This window comes from Paludibacillus litoralis (assembly GCF_037646705.1).
In the GTDB taxonomy this organism is placed as follows: Bacteria; Pseudomonadota; Alphaproteobacteria; order Rhodobacterales; family Rhodobacteraceae; genus Pikeienuella; species Pikeienuella litoralis.
Map to the genome: position 1 here is coordinate 252,600 of NZ_JBBHER010000002.1, position 23,380 is coordinate 275,979.

At 64.9% G+C, this 23,380-nt stretch carries 20 protein-coding genes; 16 read left to right on the plus strand and 4 right to left on the minus strand.

The annotated features are described in order from the left end of the window. Positions 1 to 2: 2 nt before the first annotated feature. From WG921_RS02235 to WG921_RS02245, 3 genes are read right to left on the minus strand one after another with little or no spacing between them, the layout of a single operon-like run. Positions 3 to 1,961: an alpha/beta hydrolase domain-containing protein gene (locus WG921_RS02235; protein WP_340107569.1), complete on the minus strand. Its 1,959-nt coding sequence runs from the start codon at positions 1,959 to 1,961 to the stop codon at positions 3 to 5. A gap of 15 nt (positions 1,962 to 1,976) precedes the next feature. Then, positions 1,977 to 3,173 carry a mandelate racemase/muconate lactonizing enzyme family protein gene (locus WG921_RS02240; RefSeq protein ID WP_340107570.1) on the minus strand — a complete coding sequence of 399 codons (1,197 nt, stop codon included), beginning with the start codon at positions 3,171 to 3,173 and terminating at the stop codon, positions 1,977 to 1,979. Positions 3,174 to 3,231: 58 nt separating this feature from the next. After that, positions 3,232 to 3,984, minus strand: a complete 753-nt coding sequence (locus WG921_RS02245) for a GntR family transcriptional regulator (protein WP_340107571.1) — start codon at positions 3,982 to 3,984, stop codon at positions 3,232 to 3,234. Positions 3,985 to 4,211: 227 nt separating this feature from the next. Between WG921_RS02245 and WG921_RS02250 the strand changes: the two genes are divergently transcribed. The 8 genes from WG921_RS02250 to WG921_RS02285 all read left to right on the plus strand — a co-directional run bounded on the left by WG921_RS02250 (position 4,212) and on the right by WG921_RS02285 (position 13,413). Beyond that, a complete protein-coding gene (locus tag WG921_RS02250) occupies positions 4,212 to 5,708 on the plus strand; it encodes a M81 family metallopeptidase (RefSeq protein ID WP_340107572.1) in 1,497 nt (498 codons plus the stop codon). Positions 5,709 to 5,741: 33 nt separating this feature from the next. Next, on the plus strand, positions 5,742 to 6,689 hold the full coding sequence (locus WG921_RS02255; RefSeq protein WP_340107573.1) for a 2-hydroxyacid dehydrogenase: 948 nt from the start codon (positions 5,742 to 5,744) through the stop codon (positions 6,687 to 6,689). A gap of 121 nt (positions 6,690 to 6,810) precedes the next feature. Further along, on the plus strand, positions 6,811 to 8,385 hold the full coding sequence (locus WG921_RS02260; protein WP_340107574.1) for an ABC transporter substrate-binding protein: 1,575 nt from the start codon (positions 6,811 to 6,813) through the stop codon (positions 8,383 to 8,385). Between the two features lie 29 nt (positions 8,386 to 8,414). Then, complete coding sequence (locus WG921_RS02265) at positions 8,415 to 9,359, plus strand: ABC transporter permease (RefSeq protein WP_340107575.1); 945 nt, start codon at positions 8,415 to 8,417, stop codon at positions 9,357 to 9,359. Beyond that, a complete protein-coding gene (locus WG921_RS02270; RefSeq protein WP_340107576.1) occupies positions 9,352 to 10,236 on the plus strand; it encodes an ABC transporter permease in 885 nt (294 codons plus the stop codon). Before WG921_RS02265 ends, WG921_RS02270 begins: the two co-directional genes overlap by 8 nt. After that, positions 10,233 to 11,246, plus strand: coding sequence for an ABC transporter ATP-binding protein (locus WG921_RS02275; RefSeq protein ID WP_340107577.1), 1,014 nt, complete (start codon positions 10,233 to 10,235; stop codon positions 11,244 to 11,246). The genes WG921_RS02270 and WG921_RS02275 overlap by 4 nt, the downstream gene beginning before the upstream one ends. Then, positions 11,239 to 12,225, plus strand: coding sequence for an ABC transporter ATP-binding protein (locus WG921_RS02280; RefSeq protein WP_340107578.1), 987 nt, complete (start codon positions 11,239 to 11,241; stop codon positions 12,223 to 12,225). The genes WG921_RS02275 and WG921_RS02280 overlap by 8 nt, the downstream gene beginning before the upstream one ends. Positions 12,226 to 12,741: 516 nt before the next feature. Further along, positions 12,742 to 13,413, plus strand: coding sequence for a TetR/AcrR family transcriptional regulator (locus WG921_RS02285; protein ID WP_340107579.1), 672 nt, complete (start codon positions 12,742 to 12,744; stop codon positions 13,411 to 13,413). 22 nt (positions 13,414 to 13,435) lie between these two features. Here WG921_RS02285 and WG921_RS02290 read toward each other — a convergent pair whose 3' ends face one another. Further along, complete coding sequence (locus WG921_RS02290; protein WP_340107580.1) at positions 13,436 to 14,386, minus strand: LysR family transcriptional regulator; 951 nt, start codon at positions 14,384 to 14,386, stop codon at positions 13,436 to 13,438. 150 nt (positions 14,387 to 14,536) lie between these two features. On the opposite strand from WG921_RS02290, the gene WG921_RS02295 reads away from it, so the two are divergent. The 8 genes from WG921_RS02295 (at position 14,537) to WG921_RS02330 (ending at position 23,377) form a co-directional block, all read left to right on the plus strand. Beyond that, positions 14,537 to 15,994 carry an FAD-dependent oxidoreductase gene (locus WG921_RS02295; protein WP_340107581.1) on the plus strand — a complete coding sequence of 486 codons (1,458 nt, stop codon included), beginning with the start codon at positions 14,537 to 14,539 and terminating at the stop codon, positions 15,992 to 15,994. Between the two features lie 380 nt (positions 15,995 to 16,374). Then, the gene (locus tag WG921_RS02300) at positions 16,375 to 17,241 is read left to right on the plus strand and encodes a branched-chain amino acid ABC transporter permease (RefSeq protein ID WP_340107582.1); all 867 of its coding nucleotides are present in this window, start codon (positions 16,375 to 16,377) and stop codon (positions 17,239 to 17,241) included. A gap of 2 nt (positions 17,242 to 17,243) precedes the next feature. Further along, complete coding sequence (locus WG921_RS02305; RefSeq protein ID WP_340108000.1) at positions 17,244 to 18,233, plus strand: branched-chain amino acid ABC transporter permease; 990 nt, start codon at positions 17,244 to 17,246, stop codon at positions 18,231 to 18,233. Then, the gene (locus tag WG921_RS02310) at positions 18,230 to 18,991 is read left to right on the plus strand and encodes an ABC transporter ATP-binding protein (protein WP_340107583.1); all 762 of its coding nucleotides are present in this window, start codon (positions 18,230 to 18,232) and stop codon (positions 18,989 to 18,991) included. The genes WG921_RS02305 and WG921_RS02310 overlap by 4 nt, the downstream gene beginning before the upstream one ends. A gap of 11 nt (positions 18,992 to 19,002) precedes the next feature. Then, positions 19,003 to 19,818 (plus strand): ABC transporter ATP-binding protein, encoded by an 816-nt coding sequence (locus WG921_RS02315; RefSeq protein WP_340107584.1) that lies wholly within the window; start codon positions 19,003 to 19,005, stop codon positions 19,816 to 19,818. Positions 19,819 to 19,822: 4 nt separating this feature from the next. Further along, a complete protein-coding gene (locus WG921_RS02320; protein ID WP_340107585.1) occupies positions 19,823 to 21,004 on the plus strand; it encodes a CaiB/BaiF CoA transferase family protein in 1,182 nt (393 codons plus the stop codon). 14 nt (positions 21,005 to 21,018) lie between these two features. After that, the gene (locus WG921_RS02325; protein ID WP_340107586.1) at positions 21,019 to 22,140 is read left to right on the plus strand and encodes an acyl-CoA dehydrogenase family protein; all 1,122 of its coding nucleotides are present in this window, start codon (positions 21,019 to 21,021) and stop codon (positions 22,138 to 22,140) included. After that, a complete protein-coding gene (locus WG921_RS02330; protein ID WP_340107587.1) occupies positions 22,130 to 23,377 on the plus strand; it encodes a CaiB/BaiF CoA transferase family protein in 1,248 nt (415 codons plus the stop codon). The genes WG921_RS02325 and WG921_RS02330 overlap by 11 nt, the downstream gene beginning before the upstream one ends. The last annotated feature ends 3 nt before the right edge of the window (positions 23,378 to 23,380 follow it).

Here is a 23,380-nt window from a genome sequence, read left to right on the forward strand (position 1 = left end):
CTCTAACTGAGGAAAACGTGCCGAGGACGGCCCCAGTCGTTCGCCAAGGCGATCTGCTGTTCGACGTCTTCCTCCAACATGAAGCCGAGCTGGACGAGCGCGCGCGCGGCCGCCTCGATGCTGGCGGCGTAGTCGCTCGCGGAGGCGAAGCGCAGTGCGATGGGACGGCGGGGATCGCTGGTCATCCGCGCAGTCTCGGGGCATTCGGGAAACGGCACATAGCTTCCCGCAAGGCTTACGAGCGCCCCGTGACCATGAGCTCGCGACCGAATGTTCCAGCCAGTGTAAGTGCCGAGCGGCGCCTCGACCATTGGCGGCCGTATCCCCGCGATCTCGTTGCCGTCCGGGTCGGTTAGCGGGACGAGGGCGCGGAATTCCGAGTCCGGCCGCATATCGTTGAACGCCGTAGGCCGGATTACTCCCGGAATCTCGGGGAAGGCCTCGCGCCATTCGTCCAGCGAGCCGAGCGTGCCGTCCTCACGTCGCGGGATGCGGCTTGGCGGCGGCGCCTCGCCGAGGCTCGCCCAACGGTCCAGCGCCACCAGATGCGCGCGGAACAGGAACGAGGTCTGGACCACGTTCTCGAAATTCTCCCCGATCCCGCGGCGGGCCCGGGGCAAGGCGGGATCAGAATAGTGCTGACTGCCGGACCATAGATAGATGCGCGCGCCATCGACCTCAGGGAGCGTGTTTCCTGCGGCGTCCGTGTGCGTCAGTGAACCGCGGCGCTGCCAGTATTCGGTCGAACTCTGAGTATGGATCACCAGCGGGTCGGTGTCGGGGCGTTTGAGGATCGCGTCCTCCCGGCCGCTCGCCGGGTCTCTGGTGGGGGCGTATGCGAACGGGAACCGATCCGTGTCGGTGTTGCGATCCTCATATTGGGTGCTTCCGCCATAGGTCAGATTGGCGAACCGATCCATATTCATTCGTCCGGCGCCGGCTACATGGCATATCACGCCGTCGAACACCCGCCGTCCCGCGCTATCGGCGTTGAAGCCGTGATAGATGAAATCGCGGATGCAGCGCCCCGTCTGCGAACGGCCGTATGCGTAGCATTTTTCGATCGCGCCTTCGCCCAGCGGGTTGGCCGCGCCCAGGTCGTCCGTGTCGGCGTAGCGCAAAAAGCTCGTGAGGTTGCGCACCGCGACATGGCCAAGCCCGAGCACCAGTGGATCGCGCCCCTCATACTCCAATTCGTAAATCCAGCCCGGCTCGAAGCCCTCCTCCAGCCGGATGTGAACGTCGCTTGGCGTGACGGCCATTTCGCCGCCCTGATTGTCGAGACCGAAACCCTGCTCTTCGCGGGCGAACGCCCACGCGGAGGACGGTATCAGGATCGGCTCCGACGTCGGATAGCGCCGCTTGGTCAACCGGGCCGAGGTCGTGTCCAGAGAGACCGCCGGGTGACTGCGTGTGTTGATGCGGCCGCTGAGAGGGTGCACGCGCGTTCCCGGATGTTCCACGACAAACTCGCTTCGCACGGCGCCGGTGATCGCGCGGCCGTCGCGACGAGCGACCGGCAGATCGAGCAGCATCCGATCGTCGCCGGGAACGAGATCGCCTTGCCAGCCCAGCCAGACCACCGTGTAGCCACGCCTCATGAGAAACCCGTTCCCCGCGTCCGAGAGGCTGCGGGGGCGGTTGGTGTGAGGCGCGTCATTGAAGAACTGAAGGCACCGCTTGTTGCCTCGATTGCCGTAATCGAGAAACAGCCGGCGATTGGACTTGGTTTGATCGCGAGGGCGCAAGATCTCGAAATCCGTCGCAATCCAAATGAGCCCTTCGGAATCGCGCTCAGCGAGTTCCAGGTCGACGATCGCGCCGCTTGGGACCGAGTCCGGATTGACGCCCAGTCTGGCTCGGCCCCGCACCACCGCATAGGCCCCGGCGGCGCCGAAGCCGCGCCCGTCCGCGAAGTCACACTCTTCCAGGATCGTGAGTTCGACGCGCTCGCGTTTCATCCCGCCTCCTCCGGATCAGTTGAAAAGACGAGCGACGTCGGGCGTATACCTGCCCATGCTGTCCGGATCGAGTTCGACCCCCAACCCGGGCCCATCGGGGATTTTGAGACAACCGTCCTCGTCGAGAGAGAAGGGGACTTTCAGGATCCCGTCCAGGTAGGCGCTGTCGGCGATATACTCCACCAGATCGGTGTCAGGCGTCGCCGCCGCCATATGCAGGTCGGCGGCGAGGCCGATAGCGGTGTTCCAGCCATGGCCGAGATACTTCACCCCGAATTCCGAAGCCGTCCAGGCGATGCGCCGCTGCTCGCTGAGCCCGCCGACCTTTGTGACGTCCGGCTGCACGATATCGAAAGCGCCACGTGTGAGCCACGGCAAGAAAGTCTGGCGACGGGTCAGCACCTCTCCGCCGGCAATGGCGATAGGGCTCGCGCGTCTCAGTTCGCAGAAATCGTCGATAGCGTCGGGCCGCAATGGCTCCTCGAACCACGCCACGTCGTAATCGTCGAGCATCTTGGCGGTGCGCAGCGCCCATTTGAGGCCATTTGGCCAGAATGCGTCGCTCGCCCCGGCGTCGACCATAAGAAGGGCGTCATCGCCGGCGGCCTCGCGCGCGGCTGCGATGATCGCTTCATCATGCGCCGCCTCGCCCGTTCGGCCGAATGGCCCCCAGCCGATCTTGAACGCCCGGAAGCCCAGAGCCCGGTGCGGCGCGATCACGTCGGTCATTCGCGACGGCTCGTCCATCAACAACGAGCAATAGGGGCGCACACGCTCCCTGTAGCAACCGCCCAGCAGACGGCCGACCGGCATGCCCACCACCTTGCCAAGGATATCCCACAGCGCGATATCGATGCCGCTAATCGCGTGCGTCAGGGTGCCGCCTCGCCCCATCCAGAAGGTGTTCTGGTGCAGCTTTTCGCTCACGCGTTCCGGCTCGAGAGCGTTCTCGCCTTCGAAGAGAGGCTTCAGCACGTCAATCGCGGCCTCCACCAGGCGCCCGTTGGTGAAGACGCTGCCATAGCCGGTAATCCCGGCGTCAGTATGCACCGCCACGATCGCATGTACGGAATCTTCAGGCCGTATTTCGATTGACCAACCGCCCTTGGGGCTCTCTCCGACCAAAGGCAACACACGGATCTCGCGGATCGAGACCTTGGGGATCGCCGCCGTCGGCGCAGTTTCGGCGCGGGAGGGTTGATTTCGACACATTCTGGAGTTCCTTACTGCAGTCGGAGCGAACACTGCTCGCGCCTCGGCCATTGAAAGTTCACTTTTGCGCGGCGTCCCGTTCCGCTTTGCGTTTTTCGATGAGAGCGACGAAATCTATCGCCTGATTTTGCGCGCGAATATGTTCGTCGATTTCCTTGGCGATCGCCGACATGTTTCCGGATCTGAACTCGTCGACAAGCCGCCGGTGCTCTCCAACGATCTCAGGCATCGGCTTGGCGAGCGTCGACAGGCCGAAAATGATGGTGAGCTGCCGCGAAAGCATCTCCCAAAGTTGGCTGAGCACGTCGTTGCCGCTGAGGCTGACGAGCACGCGATGAAAATTGGTGTCCGCGTTGCCAATTCCATAGGAATCGCCACGCACGCTCATCAGCTCCATCTCATTTACGATGGTCAGGAGGAGCTGAGCGTCTTTGGCGCCGTTGCGCCCGCTCGATATCGCGCGCTCAATCGCCGACGTCTCCAGCGAGATTCTGGCCTCGATGAGATCGTCAATGCGCTTCCGCGTCACCGGCGTCAGGCGAATCCCCTTGTAGGGCTCATTGACGACCAGGCCCTGGCTCTCGAGGATGCGTAGCGCCTCGCGAATTGGAACCCGGCTGATTCCGAGTTTCTGGGCGACCTCAACTTCGACGATCCGGTCGCCGGGGAGTATGATTCCCCGCGCCGCCCCCTCAATCACTGTCTGGATCACCTTGTCGACCAGGGTTTCAGGGCGCAGCGGTTGCCATCCGGTGCTGGAGTCGGCCTGCCCGCTGAATCTGTCTCGTTCTTGAAATGTCCGTCTGCTCATTTCACGCCGTTCCTAATAGCGCGCTTTTCACGCGATACGGGTAATCCCTGTCACCAACCTTACTCCAGCCAACACTTCGCCAGTCGTCAGTAGGGCGCAAAACAGCGAGGGCTTGACTCGACTCAATTTCGTATACGATCATACACTCATACGCGCTAAAGGCAACACGACGCCTCCCCGGCGCGTGGACGAGCTATGCGGTGTCCGAACGAGGAATGGAGGTGCCCGTGCGTAGAGTGCTTATCGCGGAATGCATGCAGGAAATATCCTCGTTCAACCCGGTCGAATCCGGATACGCCAACTTCGCAATCGATCGCGGTGCGGACGTCTACCGTCAGCGCACGCTGAACAGGGCGATAGGCGGCGCGCTCGCGACGTTCGAGGCCCGCGCTGACGTCGAAGTCATTCCGTCGATCTCGGCGCGCGCAAGCAGCGCCGGAATATTGTCGGCGGAGGGTTGGCGCGCGCTTTCAACCGAGATTCTGGCCGCGATCAGAGAACGGATCGAAGGGGTGGACGCCATCTATGTGTCGCTGCACGGCGCTATGGGCGCAATAGGCGAACTTGATCCGGAAGGCTTCCTCCTCCAGGAAATTCGGGCGATGAGCGGCCCTGACACGCCGATCGTTATCTCCCTGGATCTTCATGGCGTTCTCACCGAGCGCATGTTGCGTCAGATTGACGGGTTGGCGATTTACCACACCTACCCCCACGTCGATTTCGCCGATACCGGACGCAGGGCGGCCGAGCTTCTGCTTCACCTTATGGACAACCCGTCAATTCGGCCGGTGATCACCCGAGTCGTTATCCCGGCTCTTGTCCGGGGCGACGAACTCATTACGCGAACCGGATGCTATGGTGAGTTGATCGGGGAATGTAAGCGGATGGAGCGCGAAGGCGGCGTGCTCGCGGCGGGCGTCATGATCGGCAATCCGTTCACCGACGTGCCCGAGCTCTGCAGCCAGGTCATCGCCGTGACCGACGGCGAAAGGCCGGATATCGACCGCGCTGCCGCCCAGCTGGCCGAGGAATTCTGGAGCCTGCGCTTTCGCATGCAGGGCAAACTCATCGGGATGGACCGGGCGATCGCTCAGGTGCGCGCGATCGATGGGACCGCCGTGTTCACGGACGCCGCCGACGCCACCTCTTCCGGCGCCAGCGGCGATTCCAACGCGATCCTGCGCGCGCTGCGCGACGCCGGTTACGAGAAGCGCGTGCTCGCTCAGATTGTCGACGCCGACGCCGCGGCGATGGCGCATGAGGCCGGCGTCGGGGCGGTCATCGACACCACGATCGGCGGCGGCCTCGACCCGGATCGGTTCGAGCCCATGCCGATCCGCGCCACCGTGAAACTCCTCTCCGACGGCAAGTTTCGCCTCGAAACGATGCGGATGGAGCTCGACGCCGGGCCAACCGCCGTGCTGTGCTTCGGGTCGGTCACCGTCGTCGTTATCTCGCGCACCGTCAGCCTGTTCGATCGCGCGCTCTACTTCGCAAATGGCCTCAATCCGCGAGAGTTCGATCTGGTCGTCGTGAAATCTCCGCACACCGAGCATCGGATGTATGACGCCTGGGTCGAGCGAAATTTCAACGTCGACGCGCCGGGCGCGACCTCGGCGGATCTTCGCAGCCTCGGTCACACGATCTGCGCCCGGCCGATGTACCCGCTCGACGACGGTTTCACCTTTACGCCTGAGCCGACGCATTTCTCCCGCGGCGGCTGACGCCGATAAGGCCCCCCATGGAAGGTGGTATCAATGTCGAAACCCGATATCCTCGTCGTTGGCAAGCGGCCCGAATGGTATTTCCGCAGTCTTGAGGAGGAATTCACGGTGCATCGCGCGCCGGACGACGATCCGGCGCATGTTTCGCCCGACCTGGCGAAGCGTGTCGAGGCGCTGACCAGCTCAAGCATCGTCGGGCGCAGGATGATCGACGCGTTGCCGGCCCTGCGCCTCGTCGCCAGCGGCGCCGCCGGATATGAGAAGATTGATGTCGGCGCGCTGCGCGAGCGCGGAATCCCGCTCACCAACACGCCGTCGGTGACTGACGGTTGCGTCGCCGACATGGCGTTCGCGCTGCTTCTCGCCGCCGCCCGAAGCGTCGCGGCCGCCGACCGCTTCATTCGCGCCGGACGGTGGCCCACGGAGGAATTCCCACTGGTGCCGCGCGTGTTTGGCCGCCGCCTCGGCATCCTGGGCATGGGGCGGATCGGCGTTGAGGTCGCGAAGCGCGCCGCAGGCTTCGATATGCCCGTGAGTTACCATAACCGCAGCCCTGTCCGCGGCTCGCCGCATACGTATTGCGCTACGCTTCTCGAACTTGCGCAATCGTCGGACTTTCTCATCGTCGCCTGTCCCGGCGGCGCCGAGACCCGCCATATCGTCAATCAGGCTGTGCTGGAGGCGCTCGGGCCGACGGGGGTCGTCGTCAATATCGCCCGCGGCTCGATCATCGACCAGCAGGCGCTGACGCAGGCTCTCGCGCAAGGGCGGATCATGGCGGCTGGTCTCGATGTTTTCGAGAATGAGCCGCACGTTCCGCCCGAGCTGGCCTCGCTCGAAAATGTGGTTCTCACGCCGCATCGGGGCGGGGGCACCCATCAGACCTGGCGCGCCGCATGTGAATTGGTGAAGGCTAATCTCAGGGCGCATTTCAGGGGAGAGCCCTTGGTGACGCCGGTCGATATCACCTCAGACGGCTAGCTTCAACGCTGCGGGGCAATCTTGTTGACTCATGCAATTTGTTGTATACGATAATACTATCTCGCACCGAAAATCGGTAACATTCGTGACGTAAATCCGCACCAACAGGGGAGTGCAGGTCATGACCAAGCTGACGCGACGTGGAGTTCTGAAATACGGTTCGGCAAGCATTACGGTGGGGGCGCTGGCCCATCCGTTTTCACTCAAGGCGCAGTCAGGCGCGCCGGTCGTCGGCGGCCAAGCCGTCGTCGCCATGAGTGCGGCCACGGAAACTGTCGATCCGCATTTCTCGCGCTCCCAGGCCGCCCGCAACGTCTTGATGCACATGTGCGAAACCCTCGTCACCATTGACGAGCGCGGCTCGCCGCAGCTTCAACTCGCCGAAGATCTCAAGGTTTCGGAAGACTCGCGGGTCTACACCTTCCGCCTTCGCGGCGGCGTCCCGTTCCATAACGGCAAGGAGATGACGTCCGCCGACGCGAAGGCGTCGCTCGAGCGATACGCCCGCGTGAGCCCCGAGAAGGTCCGCCTCGCGAATGTCGACCGCATCACCACGCCGGACTCTCGCACGCTGGTGGTCGAGCTCAAGAAGTCGATGCCGAGCTGGATCGAGCTGATCAAGTCGCCAGCCTCGCCGATGACGATCATCCCGCTGGAGGAATGCGGAAAAGAGGCCAACAACGTCGATCCAATCTCGACCGGCCCGTATCGCTTTGTCGAGTGGGACGGAGTCACCCGCCTCACCGGAGAGCGTTTCGACGATTACGCGCCCAACACGGCCTTCGAGGGCCGCGACGGCTATGGCGGCCGCCGCACCGCGTATTTCGACGAAATCTCGTTTCGCGTCGCGTCCGAGGCGAGCAGCCGTATCGCCGGCCTGCAGAGCGGCGCGTTCGACATTATCGACGATGTGCCGGTGCAGGCGGCTCTTCGCCTCGATTCCGAGGGGAGCTATCGCGTCTTCGACCACATGACGCGCGGCATCAATGTCGTCCCGGTCAACATACAGCGCCCGCCAACCGACAAACTCCTCGTCCGTCAGGCGATCCAGCGCGTATTGAATGTCGACGACATCATGACGATCGCCACCGACGGGGCCTTCCGGCTCAATCCGTCCTTCGTTTATCCTACGAGCGAGTTCTATCCGGCCGACGCCGAGAATCTCGTCTACAACGCCAACGACGTTGAGGGCGCCCGCGCTCTCTTGAAGGAAGCGGGCTATAATGGCGAGGAGCTCGTCATCCTGACCAGTTCGGATATCGCATCGCTTGAAGAGGTCGCGGTGGTGATGTCGGAGCAGCTCAAGTCGATCGGCATGAATGTGAAGCTCAACGTCCTCGACTGGCCGGGCGCGAATGCGCAGCGGGCGGATCCGACGACTCACAACATGTTCAGCACGGCCTACGCGATCCAGCCCTTGCTCGGGCCCTTCCAGTACCAGCGCCTCGTCTCTGGCAAGAACAACTGGTCGTTCTACGAGGAAGATACGGAGATGGAGGCGGCGTGGGATCGCCTGCTCAGCGCCACGGACCTGGAGGGGCGAAAGCAGGCGTGGCGGGACATCGAATTCCGCATCAACTCGCAGGTTTACCAGCTCAAGATGGGCGACCGCAGCTCGAAGCAGGCGAGTTCGATGGCGGTGCAGAACTTCAAGACGTTCGACAGCATCAGGCTGTGGGACATCTGGAAGACGTGACCGGCGCGACTTAACGAGAGGCGGGCATCATGTGGACCTATGTGGCCCGAAGGCTGGCCAGCGTTGCGCCTGTGCTGCTGCTGGTCAGTCTTGTCGCCTTCGGGCTGATCCACATCATTCCGGGGGATTCCGCCTATGTGATCGCCGGGCCGAACGCCACGTCCGATCAGATCGCATCGATACGGGCGACCCTCGGGCTCGACCGCCCGCTCTATGAGCAACTCGTCATATGGTACTCGAATGCGCTGCAGGGCGACCTGGGGCGGTCCTATATGCTCGGCCGCGGCGTGTCGCAAGCGATTGTCGAGCGCCTGCCGGTCACGATCTCTCTGACCATTTTCTCGCTGCTTCTGACGGTTCCGATCGGCGTGTTGGCCGGGCTGATCGCCGCCTACAACCACAACGGCTGGCTTGACACCTCAGTCATGGGCTTCGCGCTCATCGGGGTTTCGCTGCCGACTTTCTGGCTCGCCATCATGGCGGTGCTGTTGTTCTCCGTGCATCTCGGCTGGCTCCCTTCCGGCGGCTACGTTCCACCCAGCGAAAGTATCGTGGGCTATATCAAATCGCTGACTTTGCCCGCGATCTCGCTGGCGGTCTTCCAGATCGCCCTGCTCGCCCGGATGACGCGGGCGACCACGCTGGAGGTGCTTCATCAGGACTATGTGCGCACAGCGCGCGCCAAAGGGGTGGCGGAGTGGCGCGTCGTCGGCCGGCACGCGCTGTCCAACGTCATGATTCCGATCGTCACGGTCATCGGCGTTATCATCAATGTCGCCCTGTCAGGAACCGTCGTGATCGAGCAGGTGTTCTCATTGCCGGGCCTTGGTCAGCTCGTCGTGCAGGGAATATTGCGTCGTGACTATCCCGTTATTCAGGGTTCTCTTCTGATGGTCGCCGTCCTGATGGTGCTGGTCAATCTTGCGGTGGACCTTCTCTACACCTACCTCGATCCGCGGGTGAAAAATGAGTGACGTCGCCGCCAAAGCCGACTTCGCCGCGCGCGCCGCATCAAACCGACGTCTGGCTTTTGTCCGTCACATGCTGTCGCACAAGGGGTTCGTGATCGGCGCGGCGATGACGATACTCATGACGGCGATTGCGATCATCGCTCCGTTTCTGATGTCCGATAGTCCGCTTACGCTGAATGTGCGGCACAGGTTCAGCCCGCCTTCGGAACAGTTTTTCTTCGGGACGGACCATTATGGGCGGGATGTGTTCGTCCGCGTCGTCTACGGCGCCGGTCTGTCGCTCTCGCTCGGGCTCTGGGTGGTGCTCTGCACGGGGGTCCTCGGCACTTTGGTCGGCACGCTGTCGGGCTATTTTCGGCGCATCGACAGCATTCTGATGCGTTTGATGGACGCGTTGATGGCGTTTCCGTCGCTGATGCTCGCCATCGCCATCGCGGCGGCGCTTGGCAGCGGCGCGGCGAATGTGGTCATCGCCCTGTCGATCGCATACGCGCCTCGCACCGCCCGAATCGTGCGGGCGTCCGTGCTGATGGTGCGTGACGCGGAATATGTCGAGGCGGCGCGCCTGGCGGGGGCCAGCCATCTGCGCATCATATTTCGCCATATCCTGCCAAACAGCATGGCGCCGCTGATCATCGACCTGACATTCGTATTCGCCTACGCGGTGCTGGCGGAAGCCGCGCTGAGTTTCCTCGGAGTGGGGCCGCCGCCGCCGACCCCGAGTTGGGGAAACATTCTCGCGGAGGGGCGCGACTACGTCGTCGACGCTCCCTGGATCACGACGTTTCCTGGCCTCATCATCGCCTTCACGGTGCTGGGTCTCAACCTCTTCGGCGATGGGTTGCGTGACGTTCTCGACCCGAAGTTGAAAACGTCATGACCGAGATCCTGCGAAGCGCGCCGGCGCCTCTCTTGTCCGTTCGCAACCTGGTCACCGAGTTCCGCACCGGAATGGGCGTGGTCACCGCAGTGGACGATGTAAGCTTCGACGTCGCGAAGGGCGAGCGGCTGGCCATCGTCGGCGAGTCGGGTAGCGGCAAGACGATCACCGCTCTGTCCATCCTTCAACTCATTCCCCGCCCGCCGGGCCGGATCCGCAGCGGTCAGGTCTTGCTGGAGGGAACGGACATCATGTCCTTGAGCCGCGGCGCCCTGCGCGGAATCCGCGGCGGGCGCATCGCCATGATTTTTCAGGAGCCCATGTCGTCGTTGAACCCGGTGTTCACGATCGGCTACCAGATCTGCGAGGTTCTGGCGCTCCACTGCGGCCTGCGAGGCGCCCGAGCGCAGAGCCGGGCCGCCGAATTGCTTTCCCTGGTCAACATTCCATCGCCCCGGCAATGCCTCGACCGCTACCCTCACGAACTCTCCGGCGGCATGCGTCAGCGCGCCATGATCGCCATGGCGCTCGCGGGCGAGCCGCAACTTTTGATCGCCGACGAGCCGACAACGGCCCTCGACGTGACGGTTCAGGCGCAGATCCTGGATCTGCTCAGCGACATCCAGCGCGAATTCGGCATGGCGATCATCTTCATCACGCATGATCTCGGCGTCGTCGCCGAATTCGCGGAGCGGCTAATCGTGATGTACGCCGGCAAGATCGTCGAAGAGGCGCGCGTCGATCGGGCCTTCGCCGAACCTCTTCACCCCTACACCGAAGGCCTGATACGGAGCATGCCGCCCATAGATCGTGACGTCGATTTCTTGCCGACCATCGAAGGCCAGGTGCCGCCGCCGCACGCCTTGCCGGCCGGGTGCCGGTTCAATCCACGATGCGTTTACGCCCGCGGGCGGTGCGCCGAACAGGTGCCGCCGCTGATGGAGCTGCGGCCGGGCCAGTCTGCGGCGTGCATCCGCCATACGGACTATTCGGTGCCTCGCGATGACTGACGATACGCCTCTGCTCAAGGTTGACGAGCTCCGCAAGCATTTCCAGGTCGGGCGCCGGCGCGCTTTTGGCCGCACGCCGCTTCTTCGCGCTGTCGATGGCGTCAGTTTCGACATCGCTCATGGAGAGACGCTGGGGCTGGTCGGCGAATCCGGCTGCGGCAAGTCGACGACCGGCCGGCTGATCGTCGGCCTCATGCCGCCAACCTCCGGCTCCGTCCGTTTCAACGATGGGGATGTGGACACCGTGGACGGGCGCGCGCCGCGCGCGCATCGGCGGCGTTCCCAGTTCATCTTCCAGGACCCCTATGGCTCGCTCAACCCGCGCATGACGGTCGAGCGCATCATCTCCGAGCCGATTGACATCGCCGGCGGCGTCGACCGGGTTGCGCGCCGCAAGCGCGTGGCGGAGCTCCTTGATATCGTCGGTCTCGCGGATCACCACGCGACACGCTATCCGCACGAGTTCTCCGGCGGTCAGCGCCAACGTATCGGGATCGCGCGCGCATTGGCGCTCAACCCCAAATTCATCGTATGCGACGAGCCGGTCTCGGCTCTTGACGTTTCTGTTCAGGCGCAGGTTCTCAACCTCATGTTGCGGCTGCAACGCGAATTCAATCTGACCTATCTATTCATCGCCCACGATCTGGCCGTGGTGCGGCAGATATCCAACCGCATCGCCGTCATGTACCTTGGGAAAATCGTGGAGATTGCGGAGCGCGCCGCCTTATTCGACGATCCTCTTCATCCTTACACGCAGGCGCTTTTGGCCTCGGTTCCGGTGTCGCGCCCCGGAACGTCCAGGCGCAGGGTGCCGCTCCAAGGCGACGTGCCAAGCCCGGTCAACCCGCCGAAAGGCTGCCGTTTTCACACCCGCTGTCCGTTGGCCTTCGACCGGTGCCGAGTCGATGAGCCGCCTCTCGCGCAGATCAGCGGCTCCCATTCGGTCGCGTGCCATCTCGTGAAGCGCAGCGATTGTTGACGCGGCCATGAAGGACGCGTCCGGCGTTCGAATGTGAAATCCGCCCCTGGCCGCTCGACCGGCGCGCGGTCGAACAAAACCCATTTTTGCGCTTGACCGCAACCGGCGCCCCGGGCCCGCCTTGATCGCCGTCAGGCCTGTCGGCGCCGCCGGAAAACCCGGCGATTGGGAAGACGGAACCGCCGTTCGAAGGCGCGCGCCGACGGAGCGGCGCCAGGGGTGTTCCGAAGAGAACTCGCCTCCGCCGATCATCAGATGGCGGGAAACGGGCGTCGTGGCGGCGTCTCACGCCGTTCTTGTCCGAAGACAAACGCCCGGGGAAGTTGAGACTTGCCGCGGGCGGCGCCGATGTAAATAGTGGCTATCCAATTATGGGCGCGCCGTGCGGCCAATGTTTTTCCTTGAACCACTCATTCGTGTGTGATGCTGACGATGGACAAGAGAAGCCGACCAGATACCTCCCGGAAACGGTCTTCGAAGGCGGATGAAAGCGCCGAGGCGTTCCCCGGAAGGAGAGTGGCCGACCCCGCCGACACCTTGCAGGGGAAGCCGGCGTCGACGGCCGGAAAGCCCGCCCAGAGACGGCCGCAAACCAACCGTGAATTGCGGGAGGTCAGCTTGCGCCGCATCTATGATTCAGCGCTGCGGCTGTTCGTCGAGCAGGGTTATCGCGCGACCACGGTGAACGATATCGCGGCGGGGGCGGGGCTGACCAAGGGCGGCGTATATTTTTACATCGAGAAGAAGGAGCATCTGATGTCGCAGATGCTCGACAGCGTCGCCGGGCGGTATATCGACGACATTCTCACGGCGCTCGCGAAGAAGGACATGCCGCCTCCGGACAAGCTGGTGGCCTTCGTCCATTCGCAGGTGCAGTTTGCGCAGGCTCATCCGCATGAGGTCATGCTGCTGGTGATGTCCTCGGTGGAGTTCGCCAAGGGCGGGAGCGAACTCTCGGAGAAGATTGAAGATATCTATCAGCGGATGCGCCAGTTCATCGAGTCCCTGCTGCTGGAAGGGCGTGAGCGCGGCGTGTTCAAGACGGGTTTGAGCGCGCCGGCCTTCGCGTCGTTCTATGTCGCGGCGCATGACGGCATGATGCTCGAATGGTATCGCCGCGGGACGGAGATCGACGGCGGCGAGCTGGTGCGGATATATCGCGAGGCGTTGTTGCGCACGCTGGCGTAAGCCTGGAAAGCAGCCCGCGCCGTCAGGGCGCGACGGGCGATCTCCCCGGCGGGGCGCCGGGCTCGACGCCGATATCGAGCCCGGCGCCGGCCGCCTTGAGGTGATCGACGAGTTTGCGCTCCGCCTCCGAAATCGGGCGTTCGGCGCTCCAGACGACGCCGAGATCGAGGGTCGGGATAGGCTCGCTGAGCTTGCGTATCTCGACACGTCCGCCATCGAGCGACCATGGCCGATAGACCAGGCTCGCGAGGATCGTGATCGCGCCGCCTGTGGCGACCATCCCGCGCACCGCCTCCATCGAGGTGGTCCGCAGGATCACATTCGGGTCGAAGCCGATATCCGCGAGATATCTTCGCGCCGAGACCGGCGCCTCGTCGGAGGTGAACTGCACGAAAGGTTCGGATCGCAGATCCTGAAGCGAAATCTCGGAGCGCTTGTTCAAGGGGTGGGCGCTCGACAGCCACAACACGCGCGGGGAGCGCATCAGCATCTGGACATTGAGGAGATGGGCCTCGGACAGGTTGGAGACGATGATCAGCGCGAGATCGACCGCGCCGCGCCGCACCGCCTGTTCAAGGGCGGGGCGCTCCATCTCGATCAGGTCGATGGTGATGTCGGGATAGGCGCGGCGGAACCGCGCGAGCGCCGGCAGCAGAAAATACCCGACCCCGGTATAGGTGACGCCGAAGCGGATGCGCCCCTTGACGCTGGATTCCCGGTTTTTCATCGACAGGATGGAATCGGCGATGCTGGCTTCGATGTTGCGCGCGTGCTGCAGGAATTTCACGCCGTCCTGCGTCAGGGCGACGCCGCCGACGCGCCGGCGGATCAGCGTCACGCCGAGCTGTGATTCCAGCCCCTTGATCGCCACGGTGACCGCCGATTGCGAAATCCCGAGGCTGACGGCGGCGGCGGAGATCTGTTGCGTCTCCGCGGCGGCGACGAAATAGCGGATCTGCTTCAGGGAGATCATTATACATTTTTCTCATATAGAGATTTTGTAATTTACATTGGTAATAAGCACTCCCGCCTGTCAACCTTCCGGCGCGCTTGGCTCAAGCTCGAAACACGCGCGGCGCGGCCCGTCCGCGCGCCGTGTTCGAATGAAAGGGAAGGAAGTCCGATGTCGTCCGATGCGTCGATCAATGCTGTGTCCGAAGGCATGGAGCTGGAGATTTTCAAGGGCGGAGACAGGCGCCCGCGCCGGGAGCGGCCGGCGCGAACCCATCGCGAGGCCGCCCGCGACACGCCGGTCTTCTCGGAAACGGACGTGCTCGTGATCGGCGGCGGCCCGGCCGGCGCTTCGGCGGCGGTCGCGGCCGCGCGGCTCGGCGCGGATGTGACCTTGGTGGAGCGCTACAACCACCTCGGCGGGCTCTCCACCGGTGGGCTGGTGATCTGGATCGACCGGATGTCGGACTGGAGCGGGCGGCAGGTGATCGCCGGTTTCGCGCAGGATCTGTTCGACCGGTTGCCGAAAGAGGCGGTGATGGGGCCGCCAAGATCGGACTGGGGCTCGAAGGATCGGGCGACCGCCGACTACTGGTCGTATCGCTCCGCCGCGTTCCAGAACATCGTGACATGGTCGCCCACCATCGATCCCGAGGCGCTCAAGACGCTGTCGCTCGAGATGATGGTGGAGAACAAGGTCCGTCTGGTGCTGCACGCGCTCGCGGTCGAGCCGATCGTCGAGGACAACGCGCTGAAGGGCGCGATCTTCGAGAGCAAGGAAGGCCGCCACGCCATTCTCGCCAAGGTCGTCATCGACACCACGGGCGACGCCGACATGCTGTTCCGCGCGGGCGTCCCGTCGGATTCGGACATCGACGCCGGCGACATCCATCACTGCATCAACACGGCGTTCATGCTGGGCGGCGTCGATATGGAGCGTTGGACGGACTTCCGCCGCTCCGACAAGGCTGGCTTTTCCGACTTCATGAAGCGGGGCCGCGAGAAGCTGAAATATTTCGAGAAGCCGTTTTTCTCGTGGCGTTCCGATATCGGCCTGTTCATGGGGCCGCGCCTGTCAGGCTACAGCGCGGTCAATGTCGAGGATCTGAGCGAGGTCGAGATCAAGTCCCGCCAGCTCACCGTCGGCCATCTGGCGTTCTATCGGGCGCATGCGCCGGGGTTCGAGAACGCGTATCTGCTGCTGGGCGCGCCGCAGGTCGGCGTGCGTCACAGCCGCCGCTTTGCGGCGGAGCGCATGGTGACGCGCGGGCAATGGGACGAGGGAAAGGTGTGGGATGACGAGATCGGCGTCTCGACCTCGCTCGCGCCGAAGTGGAAGAACATCTCGGTGCCCTACGGCTCTCTGTTGCCGGTCGGGCTCGAGGGCGCGCTCGGCGCGGGGCGGCATGTCGCCTGCGACGCGAGCTCGCACACCTTCCTGCGCGAGATCCCGCAATGCTGGATGACCGGGCAGGCTGCGGGGGTGGCGGGCGCGCTGGCGGCGGGCTCGGGGCTGCATCCGCGCCAGCTTGATCCACGCCTGATCCAGAGCGAGCTGCTGAAGCAGGGCGCGTATCTCTCGCCCGATGTGGCGGCGGGCGCGGCGGCTGTCGGGGCCGCGGCGGAATAGAGGGGCGCCGGCGGCGCCAGCGCGCCCCGGCGATTGGAATGCGCTCCTCCCGGCCCCGCCCGGGATGGAGCGCATTTTCATTCGGAACCGCCCCTTCCGCGCTCTTCGCGCCCTTGAAGGAGCCGCCGGCGCGCGCCGGAGCGCGACATGCGCCGCCTGTCCTGGCGCGGGCGCCGCCGGCGTGATCCGCGCGCAAAACCCGTCCGCGCGCAAAAACCGCTTCGACGCCCGAAACCCGACGCGACCAGGCTTGACCGAACAAACTAACTGTGCAGTATGTAAATACCGACTGGTAGGTTTCTATCGAGGCGCGCCGCCCTGAAAGGGGAGAGGCGCCCCGGCCGACCGAGAGCGCGGTTCGGAATGGCGAGAGGGTCTGCATGTACGAATTCATCGAATTTGGACTGAGGGGCGTGCTGCTTGGCGTGACCTACGGCCTGCTCGCCTTTCCGATCAGTCTTCTGTTCATCGCGACCGACACCGTGGATCTCGCGGTGGGCGGCTATGCGGTTCTGGCCGGGGCGGTCGCGATGCTCTTCGGGGATTCGCTCGGCCCCGTGATCGCCATCATGGCGGGCGTGATGGTGGCGGTTCTGGCCTCGTCGATCGTCGGCGGCATCTCGCTCATACTGGGGAGGACGCAGAAGAACGATCCGCTTGTGCTGGTCCTCGCCAGCTTCGGCTTCGCGCTGTTCATCGAATCCTTCGTGCTGACGGGCTTCGGGCAGGACCCGTTCATCCGCCAGCCCTTCATGCATTTCTGGAGCCTCTGGGGCATCCGCATCAGCCCGCAGGCCGGCGTCAATGTCGCGGTCGGGCTCGCGCTCGTCGGCGCGGTCTATGTGCTGCTGTATCGCACCGCCTGGGGCCGCGACATGCGCGCCAGCGCCAACAATGAGCGCGGCGCGGCGCTCGCCGGAATTCCGGTGCGCAGGCTGCAGTTCATGACCTTCATGATCGCAGGCGCGCTCGCCGGCATCGCCGGGGTCCTCGTTCTCTACAGCGCCGGCATGGATTTCGCCTCCGGTCTGCATCTGACGCTGGCCGGTTTCGGCGCGGCGATCGTGTTCGGTCTGCATGGCCCGTTGCGGGGGTTCTTCGGCGGCCTCGCCATCGGCGTCGTCGAAACGATCAGCGCCGGATATGCGAGCGGCGGCGTCGCCAGTCTGGTGCCGCTGGCGTTCATCTTCGCGGTGCTGACGCTTGGGCGGGTGAGCCGCGACGCCCCGGCGGGAGGTCGGGCGTGAGCATGCTCGCCCGCCAGCGCCCCGCGCTCTGCCTCCTCGTCGCCGTCGCGATCTTCACGGCGGCGCTCGGCTCCAGCAAGATCTGGCTCGACACCTCCATCGTCATCGCAATCTATTCGCTGATGGCGATTTCGGTCGGCGTGAGCTACGGGCAGGCCGGAATCCTGTCGGTGGCGCAAGCGGCCTTCGCGTCAATAGGCGCGTACGCGACGGCGATCGTGACCGCCCGTTACGGCCTGCCGTCGATCTTGGGGTTGGCTCTGGCTCTGACGCTTCCGGCCCTGGTCGCCTATCCGCTGGCGCGGGTGGTGACGCGGCTGAGCCCGCTGGCGCTGGCCATCGCCACGCTCGTCTTCGGGCAGGCCTTCGACATCGCGCTGCGCGAGGGCGGCGATTTCACCGGGGGCTATATCGGTATTTCCGGCGTCCCGCCGATGTCTTTCGCGTCATCGCTGTTCTCGTTTCATGTGTTGAGCTGGGGCGTTGTAATTCTCGTCGTCGTCCTGCTCGGCAACCTGATGAATTCGGGCTTCGGCCGGGCGACGGCGACGGTGCGGGCGGATTCGTTCCGCGCCGTCGCCGATGGCGTCGATGTCGCCCATATCCGCAGCGCCGTGCTGGCGTTGTCGGCGTCGATCGCCGGCCTCGGCGGCTGGCTCTACGCGCATCACATCTCCTATATCGGCCCGGACTCGCTTGGGCCGGCGATGTCGCTGTCGGTGCTTCTGATGGCGGTGGTGGGCGGCGCGCGCTCGATCCTCGGCCCGGTGCTGGGCGCGACGCTGCTCACGCTGATCTTCGAGCTCATCCCGGCCCAGGAGGTGCAGGGGATGTTCTACGGCGGCGCGCTGATCATCGTTCTGATCCTGACGCCGAATGGGCTCTTCGGCCTCTTCGAGATGGCGCGTCGGCTGCCGCGTCTTCTTGCGGGCGGGCGCGGGCCGGCCGCGCAAACAGCGCCCGGCGCGGCGGCGTCCGGAGAGCCGTCATGACGATCGAGGCCAAAAACATCGAAGTCCGCTTCGGAGGGATCGCGGCGCTCCAGGGTGTCGATGTGACGGTGGAGCGCGGCGAAATCCTCGCGGTGATCGGCCCGAACGGATCCGGCAAGAGCACCCTGTTCAACGCGATCACCGGCTTTGTCGCCCTCAGCAACGGCGACGTGTCGATCGACGGCGAGAGCCTCGCGGGCGTCCCGGCCCATCAGCGCATCTCCCGCGGGGTCTCCCGGACCTTCCAGACGCCGCGGATCGACCCGACCGCGACGGTCGAGGATGCGGTGCTGTGCGGATTCCACACCGGATCGAAGAACGGCCTGTTCAGCGGCCTGTTCCGCCCCGCCGCGCTCCGCCGAAGCGAGAAGGATCTCCGCGCCCGCCGCGATGAGCTCCTTGAAGGGCTGGAGCTGTCGGGCGTCGCCAAGCAGAAGACCGGCGAATTGCCGATGGGCCTCATCCGCATGGTCGATATCGCGCGGGCGATGGCGGCCGAACCGCGCTTCCTCCTGCTCGACGAGCCGGCCGCCGGGCTCTCCAAGGCCGAGCAGAACGTGTTCATTCAGCAGGTCCGCAAGGTCGCCGCGCGCAATGTCGGGGTGCTGCTGGTCGAGCACAATTTCGGCCTGGTCAAGAAGCTGGCGAACCGCCTCATCGTTTTCGATCGCGGCAAGGTGCTGCTTCGCGGGACGGCGCAAGAGGTCAGCCGCCGTCCTGAATTCATCAGCGCCTATCTCGGCACGGGGACCCATTGAAAGATTCCGTCATGCCCAAGAGCCTTGCGTCAGAAGTTCATCGGCCGGGTCCCCGCCCGGGGGGCGCGGCCGAGCCCGGCGGCGAGGTCGCGCTGGTCTGCCGCGACGTCACCGCGCGGTATGGCCGTATCCAGGTCTGCAACGGGATCTCCCTGACCCTGCGCGCCGGGGAGGTCGTCGCCATTCTCGGGCCGAATGGCGCGGGGAAAAGCAGCTTTCTCGGCGCCGTGAGCGGCCTTGTTCATGGCGGCGGCGCGATCGAGCTTGGCGGCGTCGATATCGGAAAGATGCCTGCGCATGCGCGCGCCCAAGCGGGCGTCGCCTTCGTTCCCGAGATCCGCGGCAATATCTGTCCGGCGCTGTCGATCGACGAGAATCTGGCGCTTGGATTGCGGATGATCAAAGGCGACCGCGCCGCGGCGCTCGATCATGTCTTCAGCCTGTTCCCCATTCTCAAGGAGCGCCTGCGCACGCCCGCGGGCATGCTGAGCGGCGGCGAGCAGCAGATGCTGGCCATCGGCATGGCGGCGGCGCGCCGGCCCAGGGTCCTGTTGCTCGACGAGCCGACGCAGGGGCTCGCGCCCGCCATCCATGAGATCCTGCGCGAGACGTTCGAGCATTTTCGCGCCGACGGCCTGGCGCTGGCGGTGGCCGAACAGAACGTGGCGTTCGCCGCCTCCATCGCCAGCCGCTTTCTGATGCTGGTCGATGGCGCGATCGTCATGACCGGAGGGCGGGCCGAACTCGACCAGCACGACACCATCCTTTCGAGCTTTCTCGGCAACGAGATCGACGACGACGACACCCCAGCCCTTCATGCGAGTTAGACAATTGGTTGACCATAAAACCTCCACGCCGCCGAAAGGAGCGCTCGCGGGCGTTCGCATCATCGATCTGACGCGTCTCGCGCCGGGGCCGTACTGCACGATGCTTCTGGCCGACCATGGCGCCGAGGTGATCGTCGTCGGCGGCGGGCGCGCCGGGCTTCCGGTGCCGGAATTGTCGCGCGGGAAGACCTTCATCTCGCTCGATCTGAAATCGGAGAAGGGCCGCGAGGCGCTGCGGCGGCTCGTCGCCACCGCCGATGTCCTCATCGAGGGGTTTCGCCCCGGCGTCGCCGCGCGGATCGGCGCGGGCTATGAGGAGCTGAGCGCGGTCAATCCCCGGCTCGTCTACTGCTCGATGACGGGATACGGGCAGGACGGCCCGCGCGCGCAGGAAGCGGGCCACGACATCAATTACCTCGCCGCCAGCGGCGTGCTCGGCGCGGTCGGCCCGGCGGGGGACGTCTCCTCTCCGCCTCTCAATCTGTTGGCGGATTTCGGCGCGGGCGGGCTGCTCGCGGCGTTCGGCATCATGACGGCGCTGTTCGAAGCGCGCCGGTCGGGGCGCGGCCAGCATGTCGACGCCGCGATGATCGACGGCTGCATGTCGATGATGGCGATGCATTTTCCCGCATGGAAGACCGAAGTCATGCCGGGGCGGGGCGACGGGCTGATCGTCGGCAACGCGCCGTTCTACCGCTGCTATTTCTGCGCCGATGGCCGGCAGGTGTCGGTGGGGGCGCTGGAGCGCGGCTTCTTCGAGACGCTGTGGCGGGTGCTCGATCTCGGGGACGCGCCCGACCACATGGATGTGGCGCTCTGGCCTGAAATCGAGCGGGTCCTCACGCGAACGTTCAAGTCGGAGCCGCGCGCGCACTGGGCGGAGCTGTTCGCGCAGACCGACGCCTGCGTCGCGGCGGTGCTCGACCCCGATGAAGTGTGGGCCGACCCGCATAACAGGCATCGTCATCCGACCTCGTCCAGCGCGCGCGTGCCCGCGATCCCGCGGTTGAGCCGAACGCCCGCGATGAGCCGCCCGCTCGATACCAGTGATCACAGCGCGGAGGTTCTCGCCGATCTCGGATTGAACGAAGACGATATCAGCGCCGCCACCCCGCAGGACGCCGCCGCGATCGGCGGGCTGTCGTGGCCGCCGGTTCTGCGCAATGCGCCTCAGGTGAAGGGATAACCAGAATGTCAGAGATGACCAGACAGGACTACGACGCGTTTCGCGAGGTGATGCGTCGGCTGGCGGTCGAAAAGGTCGCGCCGCACGCCGCGGAGGTCGACAAGACCCGGAAGCCGCCGCTGAAGGCCTATGAGGCGTTTCGCGACGCCGGGTTGCTGGCGCTGCCCTTCGCTGAATCGCTCGGCGGGCAGGAAGGCGATCTCATGTCCCAGGTGATCGCGGTCGAGGAGATGGCGCGCGTCTGCGGGACGTCGGGCCTGACGCTGATGACCGGCTGGGCGGCGCTCGATCCGCTGGTGCGGTTTGGCGCGCCCGAGTTGATCGAAAAGATCGTGCCGTCCCTCGCGGCGGGCGACACGGTTGCGGCCTGGTGCCTGACGGAGCCGCAGGGCGGGTCCGATCTGCCCTCGCTCAAGACGAAGGCGGAACGCGACGGCGACGACTGGGTGATCAACGGCGTCAAGCGCTTCATCACCAACGCGACATGGGCGGACTGGTATCTCGTTCTCGCGCGCACCGGCGAGAAGGCCTACGGGATCTTCATGGTTCACCGCGACGATCCGGGCATTTCGTTCGGCAAGCTGGAAGCCAAGATGGGGCTGCGCGGCAGCCCGACCGCGGACGTCATCTTCGACAATTGCCGCATTCCCGCCAGCCGCGCGGTGGGCGACACCACCATGGGCTACAAGCACATGATGGTCTCGCTCACCATCTCCCGCCCGCTGATCGCGGCGCAGGCGCTGGGGATCGCGCAGGGCGCGCTCGATCAGGCGGTGAGCTACACGCGGGACCGCAAGCAGTTCGGCCAGTCGATCTCCCGCTTCCAGCTTCTGCGCGGCATGATCGCCGACATGGCGGTGAAGATCGAATCTTCGCGCCTCCTCCTGCACCGCGCGGTCGAGGCGATCGAGGCCGATCCCACCACGGGGCGCACGCTGGCGTCGATGGCGAAGCTGCTCTGCAGCGACACCGCGATGTCCGTCACCACGGACGCCGTGCAGCTGCATGGCGGCTACGGCTATCTTGAGGACTATCCGGTCGAGCGCATGATGCGCGACGCCAAGATCACCCAGATCTACGAAGGCACCAATCAGATCCAACGCATGATCATCGCCAAGAGCGTCTATGGCGATTGAGATGAAGACGAAAGGCATCCTGGACGGCGTGACCGTTCTCGATCTCAGCGAGGTGTATCAGGCGCCGCTGGCGGCGCAGGTGCTGGGGGATTTCGGCGCGACCGTGATCAAGATCGAGCGGCCCGGCTCCGGCGAGATCCTGCGCAACTATGACGCCCACGCCTCGGCGCATGGACTGATGAGCAGCTATTTCGCCGCCGTGAACCGCAACAAGCGCTCGCTCGTCGTGGACCTGAAGACGGACGCGGGGCGCGCGGTGGTCTCGCGCCTCGCGGCCGGCGCCGATGTCGTGATGCACAATTACCGGCCCGGCGTGATGGAGCGCCTCGGCCTCGGTTTCGAGCGGCTCAGCGCCGCGAATCCGCGTCTCGTCTATGCGGAATCCAGCGGCTACGGCCCGACCGGGCCGCTCGCGCAGAATCCCGGGCAGGACATGGCGATCCAGTCCCTGTCGGGGATCGCAATGGGCAACGCGCTGCCGGACGGCACGCCGGCGCTGATCAACACGCCGGTGATCGATTTCGCCGCCGGCATGGTCCTGGCGCAGGGGATCACCCTCGCCCTGCTGGAGCGCGAGCGTTCCGGCAAGGGCCAGAAAGTCAGCACCTCCCTGCTGAACGCCGCGATCGCGATACAGAGCCTCGAGGCGGCGTCCCAGCTCATGTACGGCTGTGAGACCCGCTGGATCGACAAGGGCCTGAACTATGTCTTCCGGACATCGGACGGCTGGGTGACGGTGTTGGGGTTCTTCCGCGCGAACCCGCTGCGCCTGCTCTGCAACGCGCTCGGCGTCGCCGATCTCAGCCTGCGTGAGGACATGAACACGCCGGAGCGGCAGCTCGAGAACAAGGCCGTCATCTTCGATCTCATCCGCGAAGAATTCACGCGCTTCACCACGGCGGAGTGCATGGAGCGCCTCGTCGCGCAGGATATCCTGTGTTCGCCGCTGCTTTCGCTGGCGGAGGCGGTGGATCACCCGCAGGTCCGGCGCAACGGCATGGTCGTCTCCCTGCCGATCGACGACGCGCCGGATGTCGAGGTCATCGCCAATCCGCTGTCGCTGTCACGGACGCCGGCCACGATCCGCAGCGGCCCGCCGCGGCTCGGCCAACACACGCACGCCATCCTCCGGGACGCAGGGTTCTCGGAGGAGGACATCGCCGGCCATGCGGCCGGCGGGGCTTTCGGCATGTCGCTGGAGGCGGACGAAAACAACCGCACTTCAACAGGGAGTTGAACA